The organism is Ruegeria sp. YKSE079, from assembly GCF_059612845.1.
In genome coordinates, this window is the sequence record NZ_JBXWRJ010000001.1 from 89,648 (window position 1) to 108,208 (window position 18,561).

Annotated in this window: 21 protein-coding genes; 10 read left to right on the forward strand and 11 right to left on the reverse strand. The window is 53.8% G+C overall.

From position 1 onward, the window contains the following. Window positions 1-4: 4 nt before the first annotated feature. A complete protein-coding gene (gene lpdA, locus AC2FMY_RS00395; RefSeq protein WP_496746996.1) occupies window positions 5-1,387 on the reverse strand; it encodes a dihydrolipoyl dehydrogenase in 1,383 nt (460 codons plus the stop codon). 169 nt (window positions 1,388-1,556) lie between these two features. Between lpdA and AC2FMY_RS00400 the strand changes: the two genes are divergently transcribed. Continuing rightward, on the forward strand, window positions 1,557-2,171 hold the full coding sequence (locus AC2FMY_RS00400; protein WP_480751629.1) for a helix-turn-helix domain-containing protein: 615 nt from the start codon (window positions 1,557-1,559) through the stop codon (window positions 2,169-2,171). A 90-nt stretch (window positions 2,172-2,261) separates the two neighbouring features. On the opposite strand, the gene AC2FMY_RS00405 is transcribed toward AC2FMY_RS00400, so the two are convergent. The 6 genes from AC2FMY_RS00405 to AC2FMY_RS00430 form a co-directional block, all read right to left on the reverse strand. Continuing rightward, window positions 2,262-3,359 carry a flagellar basal body P-ring protein FlgI gene (locus AC2FMY_RS00405; RefSeq protein ID WP_496746989.1) on the reverse strand — a complete coding sequence of 366 codons (1,098 nt, stop codon included), beginning with the start codon at window positions 3,357-3,359 and terminating at the stop codon, window positions 2,262-2,264. Next, window positions 3,356-4,357: a flagellin gene (locus AC2FMY_RS00410; protein ID WP_496806843.1), complete on the reverse strand. Its 1,002-nt coding sequence runs from the start codon at window positions 4,355-4,357 to the stop codon at window positions 3,356-3,358. The genes AC2FMY_RS00405 and AC2FMY_RS00410 overlap by 4 nt, the downstream gene beginning before the upstream one ends. A 9-nt stretch (window positions 4,358-4,366) precedes the next feature. After that, the gene (gene flgK / locus AC2FMY_RS00415) at window positions 4,367-5,818 is read right to left on the reverse strand and encodes a flagellar hook-associated protein FlgK (RefSeq protein WP_496806844.1); all 1,452 of its coding nucleotides are present in this window, start codon (window positions 5,816-5,818) and stop codon (window positions 4,367-4,369) included. A 27-nt stretch (window positions 5,819-5,845) separates the two neighbouring features. Then, window positions 5,846-7,141 carry a flagellar hook protein FlgE gene (locus tag AC2FMY_RS00420; protein WP_480751623.1) on the reverse strand — a complete coding sequence of 432 codons (1,296 nt, stop codon included), beginning with the start codon at window positions 7,139-7,141 and terminating at the stop codon, window positions 5,846-5,848. A 102-nt stretch (window positions 7,142-7,243) separates the two neighbouring features. After that, the gene (locus AC2FMY_RS00425; RefSeq protein ID WP_496746979.1) at window positions 7,244-8,080 is read right to left on the reverse strand and encodes a flagellar motor protein MotB; all 837 of its coding nucleotides are present in this window, start codon (window positions 8,078-8,080) and stop codon (window positions 7,244-7,246) included. A gap of 95 nt (window positions 8,081-8,175) precedes the next feature. Beyond that, window positions 8,176-9,513: a FliI/YscN family ATPase gene (locus AC2FMY_RS00430; RefSeq protein ID WP_480751619.1), complete on the reverse strand. Its 1,338-nt coding sequence runs from the start codon at window positions 9,511-9,513 to the stop codon at window positions 8,176-8,178. Between the two features lie 87 nt (window positions 9,514-9,600). Here AC2FMY_RS00430 and AC2FMY_RS00435 point away from each other — a divergent pair, with 87 nt between their 5' ends. Genes AC2FMY_RS00435 through AC2FMY_RS00475 form a run of 9 tightly spaced genes read left to right on the forward strand, consistent with a single transcriptional unit; the run spans window position 9,601 to window position 14,177 of the window. Beyond that, window positions 9,601-9,990, forward strand: a complete 390-nt coding sequence (locus AC2FMY_RS00435) for a FlgB family protein (RefSeq protein ID WP_496748578.1) — start codon at window positions 9,601-9,603, stop codon at window positions 9,988-9,990. Between the two features lie 14 nt (window positions 9,991-10,004). Continuing rightward, entirely contained in the window at window positions 10,005-10,391 is a 387-nt protein-coding gene (gene flgC, locus AC2FMY_RS00440) for a flagellar basal body rod protein FlgC (RefSeq protein ID WP_480751616.1), read from the forward strand. Window positions 10,392-10,403: 12 nt separating this feature from the next. Next, on the forward strand, window positions 10,404-10,694 hold the full coding sequence (gene fliE / locus AC2FMY_RS00445; RefSeq protein ID WP_496748579.1) for a flagellar hook-basal body complex protein FliE: 291 nt from the start codon (window positions 10,404-10,406) through the stop codon (window positions 10,692-10,694). 3 nt (window positions 10,695-10,697) lie between these two features. Beyond that, window positions 10,698-10,970 carry a flagellar biosynthetic protein FliQ gene (locus AC2FMY_RS00450; RefSeq protein WP_480751613.1) on the forward strand — a complete coding sequence of 91 codons (273 nt, stop codon included), beginning with the start codon at window positions 10,698-10,700 and terminating at the stop codon, window positions 10,968-10,970. Further along, window positions 10,970-11,680, forward strand: coding sequence for a flagellar hook-basal body complex protein (locus AC2FMY_RS00455; RefSeq protein ID WP_480751611.1), 711 nt, complete (start codon window positions 10,970-10,972; stop codon window positions 11,678-11,680). The genes AC2FMY_RS00450 and AC2FMY_RS00455 overlap by 1 nt, the downstream gene beginning before the upstream one ends. Window positions 11,681-11,702: 22 nt before the next feature. Next, window positions 11,703-12,488, forward strand: a complete 786-nt coding sequence (flgG, locus tag AC2FMY_RS00460; RefSeq protein WP_496748580.1) for a flagellar basal-body rod protein FlgG — start codon at window positions 11,703-11,705, stop codon at window positions 12,486-12,488. Beyond that, window positions 12,488-12,904, forward strand: coding sequence for a flagellar basal body P-ring formation chaperone FlgA (gene flgA, locus AC2FMY_RS00465; protein WP_496748581.1), 417 nt, complete (start codon window positions 12,488-12,490; stop codon window positions 12,902-12,904). The genes flgG and flgA overlap by 1 nt, the downstream gene beginning before the upstream one ends. Then, on the forward strand, window positions 12,904-13,641 hold the full coding sequence (flgH, locus tag AC2FMY_RS00470; RefSeq protein WP_496748582.1) for a flagellar basal body L-ring protein FlgH: 738 nt from the start codon (window positions 12,904-12,906) through the stop codon (window positions 13,639-13,641). The genes flgA and flgH overlap by 1 nt, the downstream gene beginning before the upstream one ends. A gap of 8 nt (window positions 13,642-13,649) precedes the next feature. Then, entirely contained in the window at window positions 13,650-14,177 is a 528-nt protein-coding gene (locus tag AC2FMY_RS00475; RefSeq protein ID WP_496748583.1) for a flagellar basal body-associated FliL family protein, read from the forward strand. 17 nt (window positions 14,178-14,194) lie between these two features. Here the strand turns inward: AC2FMY_RS00475 and AC2FMY_RS00480 are convergent, their stop codons facing one another. Genes AC2FMY_RS00480 through flhA form a run of 4 tightly spaced genes read right to left on the reverse strand, consistent with a single transcriptional unit; the run spans window position 14,195 to window position 18,559 of the window. Beyond that, complete coding sequence (locus tag AC2FMY_RS00480; RefSeq protein ID WP_496748584.1) at window positions 14,195-14,623, reverse strand: hypothetical protein; 429 nt, start codon at window positions 14,621-14,623, stop codon at window positions 14,195-14,197. Beyond that, the gene (gene flhB, locus AC2FMY_RS00485; protein ID WP_496806845.1) at window positions 14,620-15,705 is read right to left on the reverse strand and encodes a flagellar type III secretion system protein FlhB; all 1,086 of its coding nucleotides are present in this window, start codon (window positions 15,703-15,705) and stop codon (window positions 14,620-14,622) included. The genes AC2FMY_RS00480 and flhB overlap by 4 nt, the downstream gene beginning before the upstream one ends. Further along, window positions 15,702-16,475, reverse strand: coding sequence for a flagellar biosynthetic protein FliR (locus AC2FMY_RS00490; protein ID WP_496748595.1), 774 nt, complete (start codon window positions 16,473-16,475; stop codon window positions 15,702-15,704). The genes flhB and AC2FMY_RS00490 overlap by 4 nt, the downstream gene beginning before the upstream one ends. Then, entirely contained in the window at window positions 16,472-18,559 is a 2,088-nt protein-coding gene (gene flhA, locus AC2FMY_RS00495) for a flagellar biosynthesis protein FlhA (RefSeq protein ID WP_496748594.1), read from the reverse strand. The genes AC2FMY_RS00490 and flhA overlap by 4 nt, the downstream gene beginning before the upstream one ends. Between the last annotated feature and the right edge of the window lie 2 nt (window positions 18,560-18,561).

The window sequence follows — 18,561 nt, forward strand, 5'->3', positions numbered from 1 at the left end:
GTCCTCACGCGTGGATGGCGCGGCCCATGGCGTCAAGGCATGCTTCCTTAACTGCCTCACCCATCGCCGGATGAGCGTGGCAGGTTGCCGCCACTTCGGCCACCGTCACGCCCTTAGTCATCGCTAGAACGAGCTCGGCAATCAGGTCGCCTCCGTGCGCACCACAGATATGGGCACCCAGAATTCTGCCATCCGGTCCGGCCAAGATCTTGACTGCTCCGTCCGTTTCACCCGTTGAACGCGCGCGAGAATTGGCCATGAATACGAATTTGCCAACACTGTATTCTGTACCAGCTTCTTTCAGTGCTTCTTCGGTCTGGCCAACGGATGCGACTTCGGGATCGGTATAAACCACTCCGGGAACCTTATTGTAGTCCACATGCGCTTCCTGCCGCGCCATCATTTCAACGCAAGCAACGCCGTCTTCTTCCGCCTTATGGGCCAGCATCGGTCCAGGCACACAATCGCCAATGGCATAAAGTCCAGGAACCGAGGCTTCAAACGCATTGTTGACCTCAATGTAGCCACGCGCGTTTGTTACAACGCCTAGCTCCTCCAGCCCCAATCCGCGCGTTACGGGACGGCGGCCAACCGCGATCAGAACCTTGTCTGCTACCAGCTCTTCCTGCTTGTCCTTACCAACCCTCTCTAGGGTCAAAGTCAAACAATCGCCAGTCTTCTTAACCGACTTCAAAGCACGACCCAGTTGAAACTTAAGGCCGCGCTTGCTTAACGCTCTTTGTGCCAACTTTGCAATTTCACTATCGACACCTGGCAAAACCCGATCCAGGTATTCGACAACAGTGACTTTGGCACCCAGACGCGCCCAGACCTGCCCCAACTCCAACCCAATGACACCCGCCCCGACAACGACTAGGTGATCTGGAATTTCTTCGAGCGCTAACGCCCCGGTCGAACTGAGAATATCCTGCTCGTCGATTTCGATTCCCGGCAACGGCGTCGGCTCTGATCCGGTTGCTATTAGAATTCTATCTGCGTGGAAGATGTTTCCTCCGACGGATACCTGTCCCGGCGCCGGAATCGAGGCCCACCCCTCAATCAGGTCGACTCCGTTCTTCTTGAAAAGAAAAGCGATCCCCTTGGTTAGATCGTCAACAATCTTATCTTTGCGCCCCATAAGCACCCGCAAATCAATACTGACCTCCTCGACCGCAATACCGTGGGAGGAGATATGCGAGAGTTCGGCATATTTGGCCGAAGAGGTCAGCAACGCTTTGGAGGGAATACATCCAACGTTAAGGCAAGTGCCGCCCAATGCGCCCCGACCTTCAACGCAGGCGACCTTCATTCCCAACTGTGCGGCACGAATTGCCGCCACATACCCGCCGGGTCCGCCGCCGATGACCACTAGATCGTAAGTGCTCATTGTTTTCCCTCCGAAAACAAGGTCTGAATTAGGGATTTCATCACTGTATGCGATGGCATGTCTCCTATAGGAAACTTTTTTCTTGAAATCAACATTTGATTTCATCAGGAAATTTTGACTGGCGCATACATCAAAGCTAAAGTGATGGTGAGAAAAGGGGATTTTGACAATGGAACCCGTTCAAACCGAAGAAACCGGCATCGTAACCGAAGCAATTGAAGCGCCAGATGGCGAAACACTTGGGAAAATGATTCGCGATGCCCGAAAAGAAAAAGGGCTGACTCTGGAAGAGGCGGCTAAGGCGGCTGCGATCGGGCGATCTACTCTGTCGAAGATCGAAAACAACCAAACACGCCCGAGTTTTGAAATCATCCGACGGCTGATGCAGACACTGGAGTTAGAAACACCTCAGCTCTTTGTTCAATCCGCCCAAAGCGATATCTCGGGCCGGCGCGATTTCACTCGCTCTAGAGGCGGGGAGCATCAGGAAACCCGAACCTACGACCACGAGTTGCTGTGCACGGAGCTGACCAGCAAACGAATGCTGCCCTATATCAGTACGATCAAAGCCCGAGACGTGACGGAATTCGACAACTGGGTGCGCCATCGCGGTGAGGAGTTTATGTTCGTTCTCAGCGGCGAGGTGACGCTCTACACTGAACACTATCGCCCTCTTCAAATGAAAGCCGGGGATTCCGTTTACTATGACAGCGGCATGGGACACGGCTGCGTGTCGACCAGCAAAGAGGATGCCCGTGTTTTATGGGTTTCGCTGGCAGATTGACCGCAAGATGTCACTTTTGGGTCATTGGGGCCACAGCAGGAGACGACGGTCGCCGTTTTCGCCTATTGAGCCACGCGAATGTCGGCAACTTCAGCGAACCACGAATTCCGCATGCAACGCGCCCGCTGCCTTAATGGTTTTCAAGATATCAATCATGTCCCGCGGCGAGACACCCAATGCATTTAATCCTGTAATCACATCCGTTAGCGAAGTAGTGTCAGGAACTTCAGCTAGCCGCGTACCTTCATCCTCTTCGATGTCGGCCGTCGTACGCGGCACGATTACGGTTTGGCCGTCCGCAAAAGGGTTTGGTTGCACGACAATCGGCGATTCCTCGACGCGAAGTGTCAGATTTCCCTGAGACACCGCGACACGCGAAATCCGAACGTCATCACCCAAGACGATTGTTCCGGACCTCTGATCGACCACGACACGTGCCTTACGCTCCGGTTCCACAAGGATGTTTTCTATCCGACCTATGGCATGGGCTGTGGATAAAGTCCGCGTTGCGGAAATATCAAGTTGCACTGTGCCGGAATCGCGCATGATCGCAACTCTGTTGTTGAATTCGCGGTTGATAGCTACCTCAATCCGTCCCGCGGTGGTAAAATCAGGTTCGCGTAACGCCAATCGAAGCTGCGTCAGAGTGTTCAGATCAAACTCAATCTCTCGCTCGACCCGCGCGCCAGCGGGAATAACACCAGAAGTGGGCACACCCTGAACAATGGAGGCCGCCTCTCCTTCTACAGCCGCCCCACCAGCTAGAACAGTACCCTGGGCGACTGCATATATCTGACCATCTGCGGCATTCAGCGGCGTCATGATTAATGTGCCACCCAACAGACTTTTGGAATCTCCAATAGCTGAAACTGTCACGTCGATCTGGCTGCCGACCCGCGAAAATGGGGGCAGGCTTGCTGTTACCAAAACTGCCGCCACGTTTTTCGGGCGAAATTGCTCACCGGTTACATTGACACCCAGACGCTCGAGAATGTTCGACATGATTTCTTCGGTAAAGGGCGAGTTCCGCAACCCGTCACCTGTGCCATTCAGTCCAACCACCAGTCCGTATCCGATCAAATCGTTTCCTCGAACTCCATCGAAATCAACCAGATCCTTGAGCCGGATCGAATTCGCCCCAGAAAGATCTGGCATCAGCAAAACTATAAGAAATAGAAGAAGCCTCATCTCAGAAAATTCACCAGTGAAAGATTGGAATTTCGAACCGTGACCGAATACAAAGCCTCAAGCTGAAACTGTGCTTCTCGAAGTCGTGTTGCAGTTTCATATGGATCCGCACCAATCAAATTGCCCTTCGTGTATTCTAAGCTGGCTTGAGTAACGGAGTTTCTGATCACAGCTTGTTCCACGCGTGCCTCGGCTGTTCCGATCTCTGCTCGCGTGTTCAGGACGGCATCATTCGTGTTGGTCAAGTCTTCTCCCATGGACTTGAGAAGCTCGGCTTGCTGACCCTTCGGCAACCCCAAAGCTGAGTCGGACGCCAATGCGGCTAAAGCCATCGCGCGCAATACACCCCGAAACACCTTGTCATCCGCCGTTGAGGAAAGACTTATCTGATCGGTTTCCGATACGCGCATCGGTGCCAAGCTGTTTTCAGATCCACGATACATAACGGCCCGAAAACCGGCAGGGTCATCAAACCAATCGCTCGCGGCCTGCTGGACTTCATGAGCAGTCGCCGATCCGGAGACTTCGGCGCGCAGCGCTGACAGAAGTGTTTCGGTCGCTTCAAGCGGTACCGTGTCCGTCGCCATTCCCGAAAAAAGAGAACGCCCACCGGCCTGCGTATTAAGTGTCGATATCACAGTTTCCAGATCATTCCGCGCCTGAACACTTGCCTGTTCGTAAGTGACAGCTTGATTGGAAGAACCAAAAGAAAGGAGTGACGCAGATAACCTAGATACACTATCATTGATGACCGTCAGGCTTCCCTGCATTCCGGCGGCAAGCAGTCCAGCTTCAGATGTGACAACTCGAAAGCCATCAAGTCGCTCCAGCATGCGGTCGAGGTCCACGATCTGCGAATAGTCACCCCTTAGCTTTGCGGACAGATCCGATACCCGGCCCGATGACAACTCGTAGGAGAGCGTTTCAATCTGCTGCTTTATCACGGTGCTGCGGGATTGCAGCGACAACCCTCGGGCAAGATCACCAATCGTGTTCATAACCATGCCTTACAACCTCAAAAGAGTTTCCATTAATTCATCCAAAACCTGGATCATCCTCGCATTGGCCGAATAGGATTGCTCGATCCTCATCAGATTCTGCAGTTCCGCATCGGTGTCCACGCCTTGCTCACTCTCAATGCGTTGCATCTCGAGTTTCGAGGCCGCAAAATATGCAGCTCGAGCGCCAGTTGTATGGACGCTTTGTCCGGTTTTTGACAACAAGGCTGCGCTGATCTCGGCGGCGGACATTTCGCCAGTGCCGAACCGGGAAGATGGAAGGACCCGAGGGCTGCTCAGTGCATCCGAAAATCTGTGCAAAAGCCTGGCATCGCCTTGCTCTCCTGGTACTGCGGCATAGAGGCCATCTCGCAGCTTCCAGCTGTGGCCGCCAATGACGGGGTCAACGACGGGGTTCAATTGAATTCGACCGGCCAAACCGGTTTCAATTGCGGCGTCGAACCTGCTGCCATTGTCGGTGAACAGCCCCGGATCGGTTACGCCAAGTGTCGAATCCAGCCCTGGTGCCTCGAACCGCTCAATCAGGTCGCGAGCCAAAATATCCAGATCCGCCTGCGCCTCGATGGCGATATCGTCACGAATTTCGAACAATGCCGCAAGGCTGCCGCCGGGAATCGAGGAGTTCTCCCCCGATATCCGAGCCTGAGTGCCATTGATCTCTAATCCCGACAGCAAATCATTCTCGATTGTCATATGTGAAAGAGTCGCCCCTGTAACTGAAAAGGAAAACTCAGCTGCATGACCTTCCAAAAGAATTGCCCCCCCATTCGAATAGAGAGAAACCTGCTCGTTTTCCCTATTGATGACCCTGACAGGAATTATTTCGTTGACCGTGTCAACTAATGTCTGCCGCTGATCGAGAAGACCCGAAATGCGTCCTCCGGAGTTCAGTATTGCGGGGATTCGCGCGTTGAGCGCTTCGATCCCCTTGAGCGCCGAATTTAATCTGTCAACCTGTTGCCCTATACGCCGGTCTGCATCCGATCGAAGAGCCTGTATTCCGGCAGCAGCGCGATTTATGCCATCGCTCAGATTACGAGCGTTTATCACAACCTGATCAAGACGGGTCGCGGAACCGGGATCACTGGCCGCCGCGATAAGGCTGCTTTCCAGATTCGCTAGCCGGTTCGCAATAGAGTAAGAATCATCCCCCGTTCCAACAAGTTTCTCGAAGGAGCTGAAGAATCCACCAAGAATGGATGAACTGGCATGGCTGGCGTCAGCCATTCTTCGATTTGCCGTCAAGACTGGATCGCTGTGCCGCGTAATGCCAACAATCTTAACCCCATTACCAGATATTGAACTGCTCTCCAGCTCTACTGATTGTCGAGAGTACCCAGGAGTCAGGGCGTTCGAAATATTGTCCGAGACAACTGCAGCCCCGCGACTGGCGGCGGTTAGGCCACTAAGCGCGCTCTGAAATGCCGTGGAAAGATTCATTTCTAAGTTCCTTCATGCTCACGGGCTTCAACGCTTGATATTCGTCGTCTCCTGCAACATTTCGTCGACCGTTTGAATGACTTTGGCGCTGGATGAATAGGCTCGTTGCGTCTGGATCATGGCGGTCAGCTCAGTCGCCACATCGGTGGTCGATTCTTCACGCGCAAAGGAAATGAGGTCTCCAGTGGGGCCTTCACCTGCATTCCAAAGAAAGTACGTGCCGCTCTCGCGAGACGGAGAATAGGTCTGACTGTCTAATGCGTTCAACCCGTTTGGATTTGGTACGTCAACGAGCGGGATCTGAAAGACGCGGCGGCTGACGCCAGTGTCATAGAAGGCATAGACAAATCCGTTTTCATCTACCTCCACGCTGGTCATCGTGCCTACGGCGGATCCGTCACGAGTAATCGAAACAGGTGCGAACGTATCGGACAGTTGGGTGATCCCATTCGAATCTCCCAACTGTCCGATGTTGATCTCCATCGGCCCGCCGGCAACATTTACCAAAACACTGCCTGTCGACGGGTCGTACGCACCGCCCGACACTGTGGTAACACTGGCAAGCGTCCCACCAGTCGTGCGACTATCATCGAACGTCAGCGTGTATTCTCCGATCAACGCCCCACCCGACCCAGAATCGCGCAGGAACATAGTCCACTCGTTGCTGACACCCGATGCGGGAATGGTTGGAATCAGCTCGATGTTGACGTTTTCCGATTTACCAAGGTTATCGTAATACTCCACTGACAGCGGCTGCGTGTCGCCTGAAGAGCCCGCCTCGGTTCCAGTTGCGGGCAAATTCATTCTAAGTGTCATCTGCGTCGTCGGAGAGCCTGAAAGCTGGTTTACACTCAATTGCACGGGTCGCAAGCCAGCAGGGGTGTCCCGTGGAAGGTTCGGAATCGACCCATCTGGGGCAGCGGGCCAGCCCAACAATACAAGCCCCGATTCCGTGACCAGATACCCTTCCTCATTAGTTCGGAACGAACCCGTTGTTGCCAGCAACATTTCAGTCGCGTCCGACGAAATCTGCGAACTTGGTGCGACGGGCAACATACCGCGCCCACGCACTGCCAAGTCCGTGGAATTGTTGGTTGTGACCAGTGAACCTCGCTGATCGATCAACCGTTGGCTCGTCGTGCGAACACCACCAGCAGAATAAGCGCCACCGGAACTCGAAGTAACCATGGAGTGGAAATCTGTTTCGACCCTTTTGTATCCAAAGGTCGAAGAATTCGCAATGTTGTCGGAAATGGTGGCCAGCTTATTGGCGTTGGCTTTCAGCGCCGCGACACCAGCATTCAGTGAAGAGGAAATGGTCATCAGGGCGCCTTTCTGCTTCCGTTTGTTGGACTGTGATGCAACGTTTAGCGCACGGGAACTTAACAACGCGCTAATAGGAAAAATGCGTGCTATCCCGAGCTATCAGTGTCGTAGGAATATGATTTCGATCCTATTGTTGCGTGCAGCCATCGGGTTTTCTTCCACCGGTTTTCTGTCAGCATGCCCGATGACTCTCTGAATGCGCTCAGGTTTAACGCCGAACCGTCCCAGAATTAGTCGTGTCTGACTGGCGCGCGTCGAGGACAAATCCCAAGTCGGATTGTTAGCGAGGGTCACAGGATAGGCCCGAACGTGGCTGCCAACGGCAATCTCATTGGTTACTACGTCAGACGATCTTGCCACCGCTCGGATCAGATCTCGCATCAACTGGGTCGGCTCATCCGTATCTCCATCAAACAACGGAGCGCTTTCCGTGGCGAACAACTCGACGACCAGCCCCTCGTCAGTGACTTTCGTCACGATATGTTCCAACTGTTTCTTGGATAAAAGGCTTTCACCGCTTCTTCCCATCAACCTGGCTTGAAGCGTGGCGAAATCTTCGGTGTTCTTCGGGTCGGCGCCCATCCGGTTCACGCCGCTCGAACCGCGCGCGCGCATTGCGTCCGCCGGATTGCGGCGTGTTGCGCCCGACCCATCCATGACAAGGGTCTTCTCTGAAAACATGCTTTCGCCACCAAAAGCGCCATCACCTCCGCCCGATATGGGGTTTACCTGGATGGTTGGCGAAAAATAGTCCGCCAGACCTTTTCGTTGTTTTTCAGTTGTTGCATTCAACAGCCACATCAACATGAAGAAGGCCATCATAGCCGTCACGAAATCCGCGTATGCGACTTTCCACGCGCCTCCGTGGTGACCTTCGCCACCTACGCTGCGCTTCTTCTTGATGATGATTGGCGCCGTATTTGATCGCGCACCCATCTCCACCACCTTGTATCACCCAACGGAAGGGATAGCAGCGCGAACATTAATGCCATCATAATATTTAAAAATGTCAGTAAACTGTTTGGACGGATCTACCTTGCCTGGCCGGATCTGGAGCGCCTCAAAATCAGCGAAAGCCGCTCGAAGCTATCATTGGGATCGTTGGCGTCGGCCTTGGCAAAAAAAGCATCAAGCTCGCCATGAACTCGAATGGCTTGATCCAGTTGAAGGTCGGAACCTTCGTTATAAAGGCCCGCCTTGACCAAGACTTCGGATTGCTCGTAACGACCAAGCAGTTTGCGTACTTCGGCAATGATTTCGTTCTCTTCAGGGCTGGCTGCCTCGGGCAGGCTGCGGGAGATTGAACGAGAGACGTCAATGGCTGGGAAGCGTCCGCGTTCCGCGATATCGCGACTGAGCACAACATGGCCATCTAGAGTGCCCCGTAGGATATCAGCAATGGGTTCATCCATATCCGATCCCGCAACAAGCACGCTGAAAACGGCGGTGATATCCCCTTGCTCAGATGTCCCCGGCCCTGCACGTTCGCATAACCCCGCAATTAATGAAGTTACCGATGGGGGATAACCCCTCAGCGCGGGAACTTCTCCGCTTGCTGTTGCGACCTCACGGTGTGCTTCGGCGAACCGGGTCACCGAATCGGCAAGGAACAGAACACTCAGCCCCTGATCTCTGAAAAATTCGGCAACCGACATAGCCGCCCAAGCACAACGCCTGCGCGCCAAAGCCGGTTGATCTGACGTAGCCGCAACGACAACGGTGCGAGCCATACCTTGAACCCCGAGCGCCTTTTCTACGAATTCATTGACTTCGCGGCCGCGTTCTCCAATCAGCGCGACTACCACTACATCGACCTGCATGAATTTGGCCAGAGTGGCCAGCAACGTGGATTTTCCAACACCAGACCCCGCGAACAAACCGATCCGTTGGCCACGCACTATCGGCAAAATCGTATTCAGAACCGCCAAGCCGGTCGCCATGCGTACGCCCAACGCCTTACGCTCAACAGCTGGTGGCGGCGCCGGTATCAAGTTTCGAGCCTGAATGCCGCGCAAAAGTGGCCTGCCGTCCAATGGCTTTCCATAAGCGTCAATAACACGGCCAATCCAGTGCTGGCCCGGCGCAAATGACTTGGCGGGTTTCAGCGAAACTCGATCGCCAAGGCTAACCCCCTCAGGCGCGGCATCCGGCAACATGTGACACGTATCACGCCCGACATAAAGGACTTCCCCCGTCAAGGGCGGCCCGGATTTGCGCTGTACACAGAGCCGATCACCAACGCTTGCCGAGTTCGCAATATTCTTAATGTCGATGACACCGCGTGCAACACTGATTACCCGCCCCACGTGACGTACATAGCTCAGTTCCTTGAACTCTGCGTCCAACATCCTTGGTTCAGGTGCATGCATCGAAATTTGCTCCTCTGGTGCTCGACAACGGTTTCTAAAGGAATCGGGGTTAAGCCTTGATTGAAATTGATCGAGGGAGAAACCCCGATGTTCACTGATCTGAACGTCTTTAAGACAGCGTACGCAATGGCAACGCATGCCGGGCAACGGCAATCTGTCACTGCTCGTAATATGGCGAATGCTGATACGCCCGGATACCAGGCCCGCGATATTCAAGCATTCGAAAAGGTGTTCGAACAGTCGTCCTCAGGCGTCGAGATGCGGGCGAGTCGAGCGCTCCATTTGAATGGTCAAGACTCCGACAACTACACCTGGCCGGAGACTCTGGCCAACGGACCAGAGGAACTGAACGGCAACAACGTTTCGATCGAAGAAGAGATGTTAAAGGCCGTAGATATCAAGCGGCAACACGACCGGGCTCTGGCCATTTATCGGTCTTCTCTCAACGTGTTGCGCATCAGCCTCGGAAAATCGTGAGGCTGGGGTGGACAATGAGTGAGTTTTCAAAATCCCTCGCCACTTCGGCCAGCGCATTGCGCGCACAGGCAACTCGGTTGCGACACGTTTCAGAGAACATCTCGAACGCCGACACACCCGGATATCGCCGCAAGACCATTCCGTTTGAGACAGTAAATTCGGATGCAGGCAGCCTCGTCCAAGCAGGTCGCGTTCGCCTTGATCGCCGCGACCTCAGTCGCGTTTTCGATCCCGGCCACCCTATGGCGGATGAAACCGGCCACTATGAGGGTTCGAATGTCGATCTGATGATTGAAGTCGCCGACGCCCGCGAAGCTCAACGCAGCTATGAGGCCAACCTCAAGTTATTCGACCAGGCCCGACAGATGTCGGCTAGCCTGATGGATTTGTTACGAAAATAAAGGACAGCCAGAATGGATATCCTCACCTCTACAGCAGCACAAAACTACGCCTCGGCCCGCCCAGCAACACGACCCGACTTGACTCAAGACAGTGCCGCCCAAAACCTGCACAAGGCGGGTTTGGATTTCGCCACCGCTTTGAAACATAGTGAAGAGCTGGTCCAATCCTCCATGGTGGGACAGGTTGATCCGCATTCGCTAGTTCAGGCGCTGGCGCAAACTGAACTGGCAGTCGAAACCGCAGTAACGGTTCGCAACAAGGTTGTCGAAGCCTATCAGGAAATTCTGCGCATGCCGGTTTAATCCATGCTAAGCGAAGGGTTGTTTTTCGACATCGTGCGTCAGGCACTTTGGATAGCGGTCATCACTTCCGTGCCCATTCTTGCAGTCGCACTGGTTACTGGCCTCACTGTTGGCCTGTTTCAGGCGTTGACCTCCATTCAGGAAATGACGCTGACTTTTGTCCCGAAGCTTATCGCTATTGTGGCAGTGTTCTGGGTCTCGATGGGGTTCATGACCCAAACGCTCGTGTCGTTTTTTCAAGCTACCCTAGTTCCCCTTATCTCGGGAGGTTATTGATGGACACATCGTATGTCATCCTGTCCCGGCAATCCGGTTTGATGAATGAAACCCGCATTGTTGCAAACAACATCGCAAATGCGAACACTACCGGGTACCGGCAGCAGGGTCTCGTGTTTTCGGAGTACGTTCACAGTGGCGGTCGCTATCCGTCAACATCAATGGCTCGTGCACAGGCTCATAGCACAGCAACAAATCCGGGCGTCCTGACCAGAACCGATGGGCAATTTGACTTTGCAATCGACGGCGAGGGATTCTTTATGGTGGAGACGCAATCGGGCACACGCCTGACCCGCGCCGGAGGTTTTTCTCCGAACGCCGAGGGCGATCTTGTTTCGATCAACGGTGGTCGAGTTTTAGATATCAACGGCGCGCCGATTTTCATACCTCCTGATGCAGCCTCGATCAGCGTGGGAAATGACGGAACTCTCAGTGTCAACGGACAGCCTCTGGCACAAATCGGAGTTTACCGGGCGACGAGTCCGGCCACCATGTCGCGCGAAGGGAGCGTGACATTCAAAGTTGAAGGGGAAGTGGAGCTCGTTAACGAGTCAAGAATCCTCCACGGATTTCTCGAAGGTTCAAACGTCAATGCTATAGAGCAGATAACCCGCCTGATAGAAGTCCAGCGCGCCTATGAACTAGGGCAGAGTTTTCTCGAAACCGAAGACGAACGCGTTCGCGGCGCAATCAAAACCCTGATGCGTTGAACCCTACAAGGAGAAAAATTCTATGCGCGCCTTGAAAATCGCGGCCACCGGCATGACCGCACAACAAATGCGGGTTGAGACAATCTCTAACAACCTCGCCAATATGAACACCACAGGCTACAATGCGCGGCGGGCCGAGTTTTCGGATCTTCACTATCAGCAGATGGCACGGGCCGGCACCGTGAATGCAGCGGATGGCACGGTTCTGCCGACAGGCATCCAGCTTGGCCTCGGCGTAAAGCCTGCCGCAGTGACGGTTGAACTGGCTCAAGGAACATTGTCCGCGACAGGCAGCGATCTGGACATTGCCATCGACGGAAACGGGTATCTTGAGGTGACACTGCCAAACGGCCAATCAGCATATACGCGGGATGGCAGTTTGAAACGATCTGCCGAAGGGTTGATTGTCACATCCGACGGGTTCGCGATATCGTCAGATATCACAATTCCAAGCGACGCCCGTTCGATTTCCATCAATCCTTCCGGACAAGTCTATGCCTATTTCGACGACTCTACCGAAGCTCAGCTACTGGGAGAGTTCACGCTTGCCAGTTTCTCAAACGCCAAAGGACTTGAAGCGCTCGGAAGCAACCTTTTTCGAGAAACCGAAGCCTCAGGTGCACCTGTCATCGGCGTGCCCGGTGAGGATGGGCTAGGCACGTTGCGGCAGGGGTATCTCGAGGATAGTTCCGTTGACGCTGTGCGAGAGGTCACAGAACTGATCGAAGCGCAACGTGGATATGAGATGAATGCCAAGGTAATCTCTGCAGTCGACCAGATGATGGGCGCGACCACCCAGGTGCGCTGATGCGAAACCTCATTCTTTTATTGGCGCTCTCCCTTGCCAAAATCGGTTTGGCCGACACCGTGGCTCCCACACGAACGATCCGGGCCAAACAGATCATCCAGATGGATGATCTCGCGACACGACCTGGTGAAGTCGATGGAATGATCACCAGCCCCTCCGAAGCGATCGGCAAAGAGGCGCGGGTGGCCCTATATCCCGGCCGTCCTATCCGTATTGCCGATATCGGCCCGCCAGCCATCGTTGACCGCAACGATCTGGTAACTATCGTTTTCGATCGCGGAGCTCTTTCCATCAGTGCTGACGGGCGGGCGCTTGGTCGCGGGGCCGCAGGCGAAGTCATCCGCGTCATGAATTTATCATCCCGAACAACGTTAAGCGGTCTGGTTCGACCAGACGGAAGAATTGAGGTAAAATAATGGGCATCCACCCTTCTTGCACAATCATTCTGTTTTCCGCTCTGGCTGTCTCGGCCTGTGGTCGATTGGACCACCTTGGCAAACCACCCAGCTTCACGTCCTCAAATGAAACTCCTGAACATGTGGCGATGTTGTGGCCAGGTCTACCGACACATAGTCACCCCCAAAGGTCGGTCGACCGGTCTTCGCTTTGGAGTGGGGGGCAAAGCTCTTTGCTTGGCGATCAGCGTGCCATGAAAAAGGGAGACATTCTTACAGTGGTCATTGAAATCGACGAAAAAGCCGAGATTTCCAACGACACGAACCGGTCTCGAACCGGGTCCGAAAGCTTGGCTGTTCCACAGCTTTTAGGATTGCCGCAAAGAGCGACAGACAAGTTACCAGACGGCTTTTCCTTCGACGAGGCGGTGTCAGTCGACTCCGAAAGTTCGACCAAGGGAAAGGGGTCGATCAAACGGAAAGAGAAACTGACTTTGCGAGTGGCGGCTACAGTTGTCGACGTACTTCCCAACGGAGTTCTGTCAATAACCGGTTCCCAAGAGCTGCGAGTGAACTTTGAAATGCGCGAGTTGCTGGTCTCGGGTTTTGTCCGCCCCGAAGACATCTCTCGCCAGAACGAAATTACTTACGACAAGATTGCATCAGCGCGGGTTTCTTATGGAGGTCGCGGACAAATTACCGACGTCCAGCAACCGCGATATGGTCAGCAAATCCTGGACACATTACTTCCATTCTGAGGCAACGAATGATCAAAAAATTTCTGCCTATCGTTTTCCTCCTCGCAGGGCTTGGTGCGGGCGCTGGTGCCGGCTTGATCTTGGGTTCCCCAACTCATGGCGGCGCGCCAAAAGAGGCAACTCGTGCGAGTCGCGATCCTGCTCCTGAGTCTGATCGCTCAAAACACACACAAGAAAAGATTTCGTTCAAAAACGAACACAGTGTTGCTGGCGAAGCCGAATACTTGAAGCTGACCAAGCAGTTCGTCGTTCCGGTAGTAGAGAGGGACAGGATTTCTGCCTTGGTTACGATTTCTCTTAGTCTTGAAGCCCGGCCTGGTATCAGCGAAAAACTCTATGCCCTAGAACCCCAACTGAGGGACGGGTTTCTGCAGATTCTTTTCGATTTCTCAAACAAGGGCGGGTTTGACGGAACCTTTACGGAGTCCAGAAATCTTGACCAACTCAAGAACACGTTGCTGGTCGCAGCCAAGAAGAATTTTGGCAATGATGTATCCCGAGTATTGATCACGAGCATCGCCCGGCAGGATAGCTGAACGTTGAGTAATGTGTCCTATTCCAAAGCTTTCCTCTTAATCAACTCATACTGGACAAGCTCTTCAAACTGCTTGGTTTGTCGAGACTGCCTCAGTTCTCGTTCCTTTTTTTGGTTGAGCTCTGCCAGAACTTCTTTCTTCCCGATTGCGTCGCGCAATTGATCCAACGCGGCCAATTTTTTTGCCCTGGTACGCGCCAAGTCCATATTCAACTTTCGCCGCGTCCTTGATTCCCAACCTGTCCAAAGCAGATCGGCACCTATGGCACGGTAATCCGATATATGAAACCGCGTCTCTCTAACTTCCGCCTTTTGCGCATCAAGGCGCTCTAACTGGCGCAATGATTTCTGTTCTTCTTCCAGCACGGGCCGAATCTTTTCCAGTTCAAGCAAATACAGCGCGTGGCTGGCAGTTTCCGCCTTCTTCATCTGTTGCAGTTTCTTCATGCCCGTCCTTTTGCCTTCTTGCGCATTGCCTCGGCAAACCGAATAGCTGCGGCAACCGGTTTGTAGTGCTCCTCAGAGATCTCCTGCCCTATCTCAACAGAAGCATGCAAGGCCCGCGCGGTGGGAGGATCGGGATGGATTGGAACACCCGATTCACTTGCCGTGGCGCGGATCGATGCTGCAATTTCATCAACACCTTTCGCCACGCAGACTGGCGCAGAACCGGGTGTACGTGACCACTTCAGCGCAACCGCAAAATGAGTTGGGTTGACGATCACCACATCTGCAGTCGGAACATCCGCCATCATCCGATTCATGGCAATCTCTTGCCCACGTTGCCGGCGCAGCTGCTTCATGTGCGGATCGCCCTCGGCGTCCTTCATTTCGTCCATTATCTCTTTTCGAGACATGCGGTTCTTGCGGATGTGTTCGGCATGTTGCCAAAGATAGTCAACCGCCCCAATGAGCAGTGCCACTGCCACCACAATGGACAGGAACTCCGTTAGCTTCTCGGCCATTAGAACCAACGAGGCCCAAACCGGAACAACGCTAGACCCAACGATTTCCACAAAGTTCACCCGCAAGAAAACCGTCAGACAGACCGAGTAGATAAGTAATTTGAAAAAACTCTTGATAAACTCGAACAAACCACTCCGACCGAATTTGTTTTTGGCATTGGAAACTACTGAGACACGCGAGAGCCTGGGTTTGATTTTGTTTGGCGCCACAACAAATGCCCGTTGAGCGACAATACTCAGCAAAACGGCCAACGCCGGAAACAGAAACAAGAATGAACCAGCCAAAGCAATACGCCTCAGGATACCCCCAATCGGTGCCTGCAAGGAGCCAGATACCAGCGATTCTGACAAAAGCTCGGATTGATCAATGAGCACCACAAACAGAACGCCAAGCTGTTCGACCGATACTTTGCCAAAAGCCGCCAGGGCAAGCAGCAGACCAGCATAGCCTGCCACGGTCGAGATGTCGGTAGATTTTGCAACTTCACCCTTTTCACGCGCCTTCAGAAGCTTTTGCGGCGTTGGGTCAAAAGACTTTTCAGTATCGTCATCCGAACCACTCATGGATTGCTGCCAATCGGTATCGATAGGAACGCAAACAAAGACCCAGACCATTCCGTCAAAATTAGTGGCGCGCTTAGAAACAAAAGAATTAGTCCGCCAAAAGTGAGGGCAGGCGCGCCAACGAACGCGACCATCAACTGCGGCATGGCGCGGTTAATGACACCCAAAGCCAGATTGTAGGTTAGCGAAGTGATTACAAAGGGTGCAGCAAGTCCAAGTGCCCGCGAAAAGCTTTGCGATATCTGTTGTGTTCCCCATGATGCAAGGTCCGGAGCTTTGGGCAATACCCCAACAGGAAACACTGAATAGCTATCAATCAGAAACAGGGCAGCCCTTACGTGAAGCCCCATGATTGTAGCTAGTGCGAGACCTGCGATTACTAGTAGATACCCCATTGCCGGAACCGGCTCGGCGACCGCGTTGCCAAGGATCTGTGACAACGATGTCGCCTGCGCCGCAATTGAACCTGCTGTTTGAAGCGTCAACACGAACAGGCGCAGGACAATTCCCAGAGCAAGGCCTATTGCAATCTCAACCAAGATGACAGCGACCAAACTGCCGAAATCTGATCGGCCCGACGAGGCCTCAACGGCAGGGGCCACAATCAACGAGAAAGCAACAGCGATGCCCAACTTGACACGCATAGGGACCATTCGTTCCCCAAATGCCGGCATCATCGAGACGGCGGCAGATACCCGCAGGAAAACCGAGAAAACATGCCAGATCTCATCCCCTAGTTCAGGCAGTATCCCCGGCACCATCGTAATCATGCAGCCACCATACCGACCAATGCGGGCCGCGCTTCAAATCCGATTTCCTCGAAAGAAAGTACCGGGTTGGTAACTCCCCGCGCCCGGAGGATGGTCCGCAGCAATCTCCTTCGGTGAGAGGAAGTCACCAACGCCGGATAGAGGCCCTGTTCCGAAGATCGTATCATCCGGTCAGCCACACCGTCCGCGAGTTTGTTGAATAGTTCCGGCGGTAGGGCAACATCCAGACCGGACGGGTTTGCGTCGATTTGATATCTGGAAAACGTGTCCTCCCAATCTGGCGCAAGCTGAATCAGGGGGATCGTCCCGTCGTCGCGCTTCATTTCTGCCACCAATTGGAACCCCAGCCGCTGGCGGACATGCTCGCAGATCGATTCAGCTTGCGTGGTCAACAAGCGCGCTTCGGCGATGCTTTCCAGGATTAGTGGCATATTGCGGATTGAGACACGCTCCTCTAGCAACAGCCGCAATACTGCATGCAAGGTGTCGATCGGCACTTTGTCTGGTATTAGCTCATCAAGTAGCTTCCTGTTAGCCTCCGCCCGGGCATGATCACTGAGGCGCGTCATTTCCAACAGCGTGCGCCGGAGAGATTTCAAGGTCAGTAGCCGGGCAAAATTCCTCTTTATGATTTCAAGCAAGTGGGTGGCAAGAATTTCTGGCGGCGTCACTATGGTTGCCCCTGACATGGCAGCTTCTTCGCGGTCTTGCGGCCGCAACCAACGGGCGGGGGCGCCATATACCGGTTCGGTTACGTCCTTGCCATCCGGCAACACCTCCGATCCCTCTTGCACCAGCGCCAAAACGAGATCCGGGTTCAGAACACCACGGGCCTGTTCCACCCCATGTACACGAATGACGTAGGTGCCGGTCGGCAGTTCGCTCTGATCGGTTAGACGGATTTCGGGCAGAATCAGACCAAAAACCGTAGCGACATGGATGCGCATATTGGCGATCCGGGCATCCAACCCCGTTCCAGGATCCAGAACCATCGCAACGAGATCGGGTGCAAATTCAAGATGTACGTCATCAAGTTCCAGAACATCGCCGATTGCTTGAGCCATGGGCTGCTGCTGCGAAGAGGCAACTTGATTGGCGTCCTCAGCTTCCGCCCGACGTTTTTTTTGAATCGAAAAGGCGAAAAACCCTAGAACCCCGGCCCCTAGCATGAAAGGCACGAAAGGTAGACCCGGAACCAGGGCGAACAAGGCCATCAGAACACCAACCGTGGCCAGTGCCGGGGGGTGGCGGCCAAGTTGCGAGAAGATGGCGTTGTCCGTAGCCCCTTGTGCACCGCCACGCGCCAACAACAGAGCGGATGCAATTGAAATGATCACTGCCGGGATTTGCGAGACGAGACCATCGCCCACTGTCAAAATTGCATAGGTTTCAAGAGCTGCGGACAGTGGCATACCATGTACCGCGACGCCCATTATCAATCCCATGACGAGGTTGAGGAGTGTTATTAGAAGGCCCGCAATAGCGTCTCCCTTGACGAACTTTGATGCCCCGTCGAGCGATCCGAAGAATGTGGTTTCCTGTTGTTCAGTCTCGCGCCGTTCCTTGGCCTGATTGTGATCGATTGCACCGGCTGACATGTCGCTGTCGATGGCAAGCTGCTTTCCTGGCATCCCGTCCAATGCAAACCGGGCACCAACTTCAGCCATACGTGCGGCGCCTTTGGTGATCACCATAAAGTTGACGATCAACAGAACTCCAAACACGACGAGACCCAAAAAGATGCTGCCACTCATGATGAATTGGGCAAAGCCCTCGATGACCTCACCAGCAGCATTTGGCCCCGTATGCCCTTGCCCGATGATCAATTTGGTCGAGGATACATTCAGCGACAGACGCAACATCAGCGAAGCAAGAAGAATGGTCGGAAAGGACGAAAAATCTAACGGCCGCTCGATGAACAGTGTGAGCGTGAAAATCAGGATTGCCAGCGCGAAAGAAGCGGCCAGACCCAAGTCCAACACCCAAGCCGGCATTGGCAAGATCATCATGACGATAACAGCCATGAGCGCTAGCGCCAGCAATACAGTTGGGGAAAAAAGGGAACGGGGGTCGAGTTTTTGCATTT

Bases quoted from the DNA above. Each gene is read 5' to 3' on its own strand.
- lpdA (WP_496746996.1), bottom strand. From the start codon at position 1,387: ATGAGCACTTACGATCTAGTGGTCATCGGCGGCGGACCCGGCGGGTAT.
- AC2FMY_RS00400 (WP_480751629.1), top strand. From the start codon at position 1,557: ATGGAACCCGTTCAAACCGAAGAAACCGGCATCGTAACCGAAGCAATT.
- AC2FMY_RS00405 (WP_496746989.1), bottom strand. From the start codon at position 3,359: ATGAGGCTTCTTCTATTTCTTATAGTTTTGCTGATGCCAGATCTTTCT.
- AC2FMY_RS00410 (WP_496806843.1), bottom strand. From the start codon at position 4,357: ATGAACACGATTGGTGATCTTGCCCGAGGGTTGTCGCTGCAATCCCGC.
- flgK (WP_496806844.1), bottom strand. From the start codon at position 5,818: ATGAATCTTTCCACGGCATTTCAGAGCGCGCTTAGTGGCCTAACCGCC.
- AC2FMY_RS00420 (WP_480751623.1), bottom strand. From the start codon at position 7,141: ATGACCATTTCCTCTTCACTGAATGCTGGTGTCGCGGCGCTGAAAGCC.
- AC2FMY_RS00425 (WP_496746979.1), bottom strand. From the start codon at position 8,080: ATGGGTGCGCGATCAAATACGGCGCCAATCATCATCAAGAAGAAGCGC.
- AC2FMY_RS00430 (WP_480751619.1), bottom strand. From the start codon at position 9,513: ATGCATGCACCTGAACCAAGGATGTTGGACGCAGAGTTCAAGGAACTG.
- AC2FMY_RS00435 (WP_496748578.1), top strand. From the start codon at position 9,601: ATGTTCACTGATCTGAACGTCTTTAAGACAGCGTACGCAATGGCAACG.
- flgC (WP_480751616.1), top strand. From the start codon at position 10,005: ATGAGTGAGTTTTCAAAATCCCTCGCCACTTCGGCCAGCGCATTGCGC.
- fliE (WP_496748579.1), top strand. From the start codon at position 10,404: ATGGATATCCTCACCTCTACAGCAGCACAAAACTACGCCTCGGCCCGC.
- AC2FMY_RS00450 (WP_480751613.1), top strand. From the start codon at position 10,698: ATGCTAAGCGAAGGGTTGTTTTTCGACATCGTGCGTCAGGCACTTTGG.
- AC2FMY_RS00455 (WP_480751611.1), top strand. From the start codon at position 10,970: ATGGACACATCGTATGTCATCCTGTCCCGGCAATCCGGTTTGATGAAT.
- flgG (WP_496748580.1), top strand. From the start codon at position 11,703: ATGCGCGCCTTGAAAATCGCGGCCACCGGCATGACCGCACAACAAATG.
- flgA (WP_496748581.1), top strand. From the start codon at position 12,488: ATGCGAAACCTCATTCTTTTATTGGCGCTCTCCCTTGCCAAAATCGGT.
- flgH (WP_496748582.1), top strand. From the start codon at position 12,904: ATGGGCATCCACCCTTCTTGCACAATCATTCTGTTTTCCGCTCTGGCT.
- AC2FMY_RS00475 (WP_496748583.1), top strand. From the start codon at position 13,650: ATGATCAAAAAATTTCTGCCTATCGTTTTCCTCCTCGCAGGGCTTGGT.
- AC2FMY_RS00480 (WP_496748584.1), bottom strand. From the start codon at position 14,623: ATGAAGAAACTGCAACAGATGAAGAAGGCGGAAACTGCCAGCCACGCG.
- flhB (WP_496806845.1), bottom strand. From the start codon at position 15,705: ATGAGTGGTTCGGATGACGATACTGAAAAGTCTTTTGACCCAACGCCG.
- AC2FMY_RS00490 (WP_496748595.1), bottom strand. From the start codon at position 16,475: ATGATTACGATGGTGCCGGGGATACTGCCTGAACTAGGGGATGAGATC.
- flhA (WP_496748594.1), bottom strand. From the start codon at position 18,559: ATGCAAAAACTCGACCCCCGTTCCCTTTTTTCCCCAACTGTATTGCTG.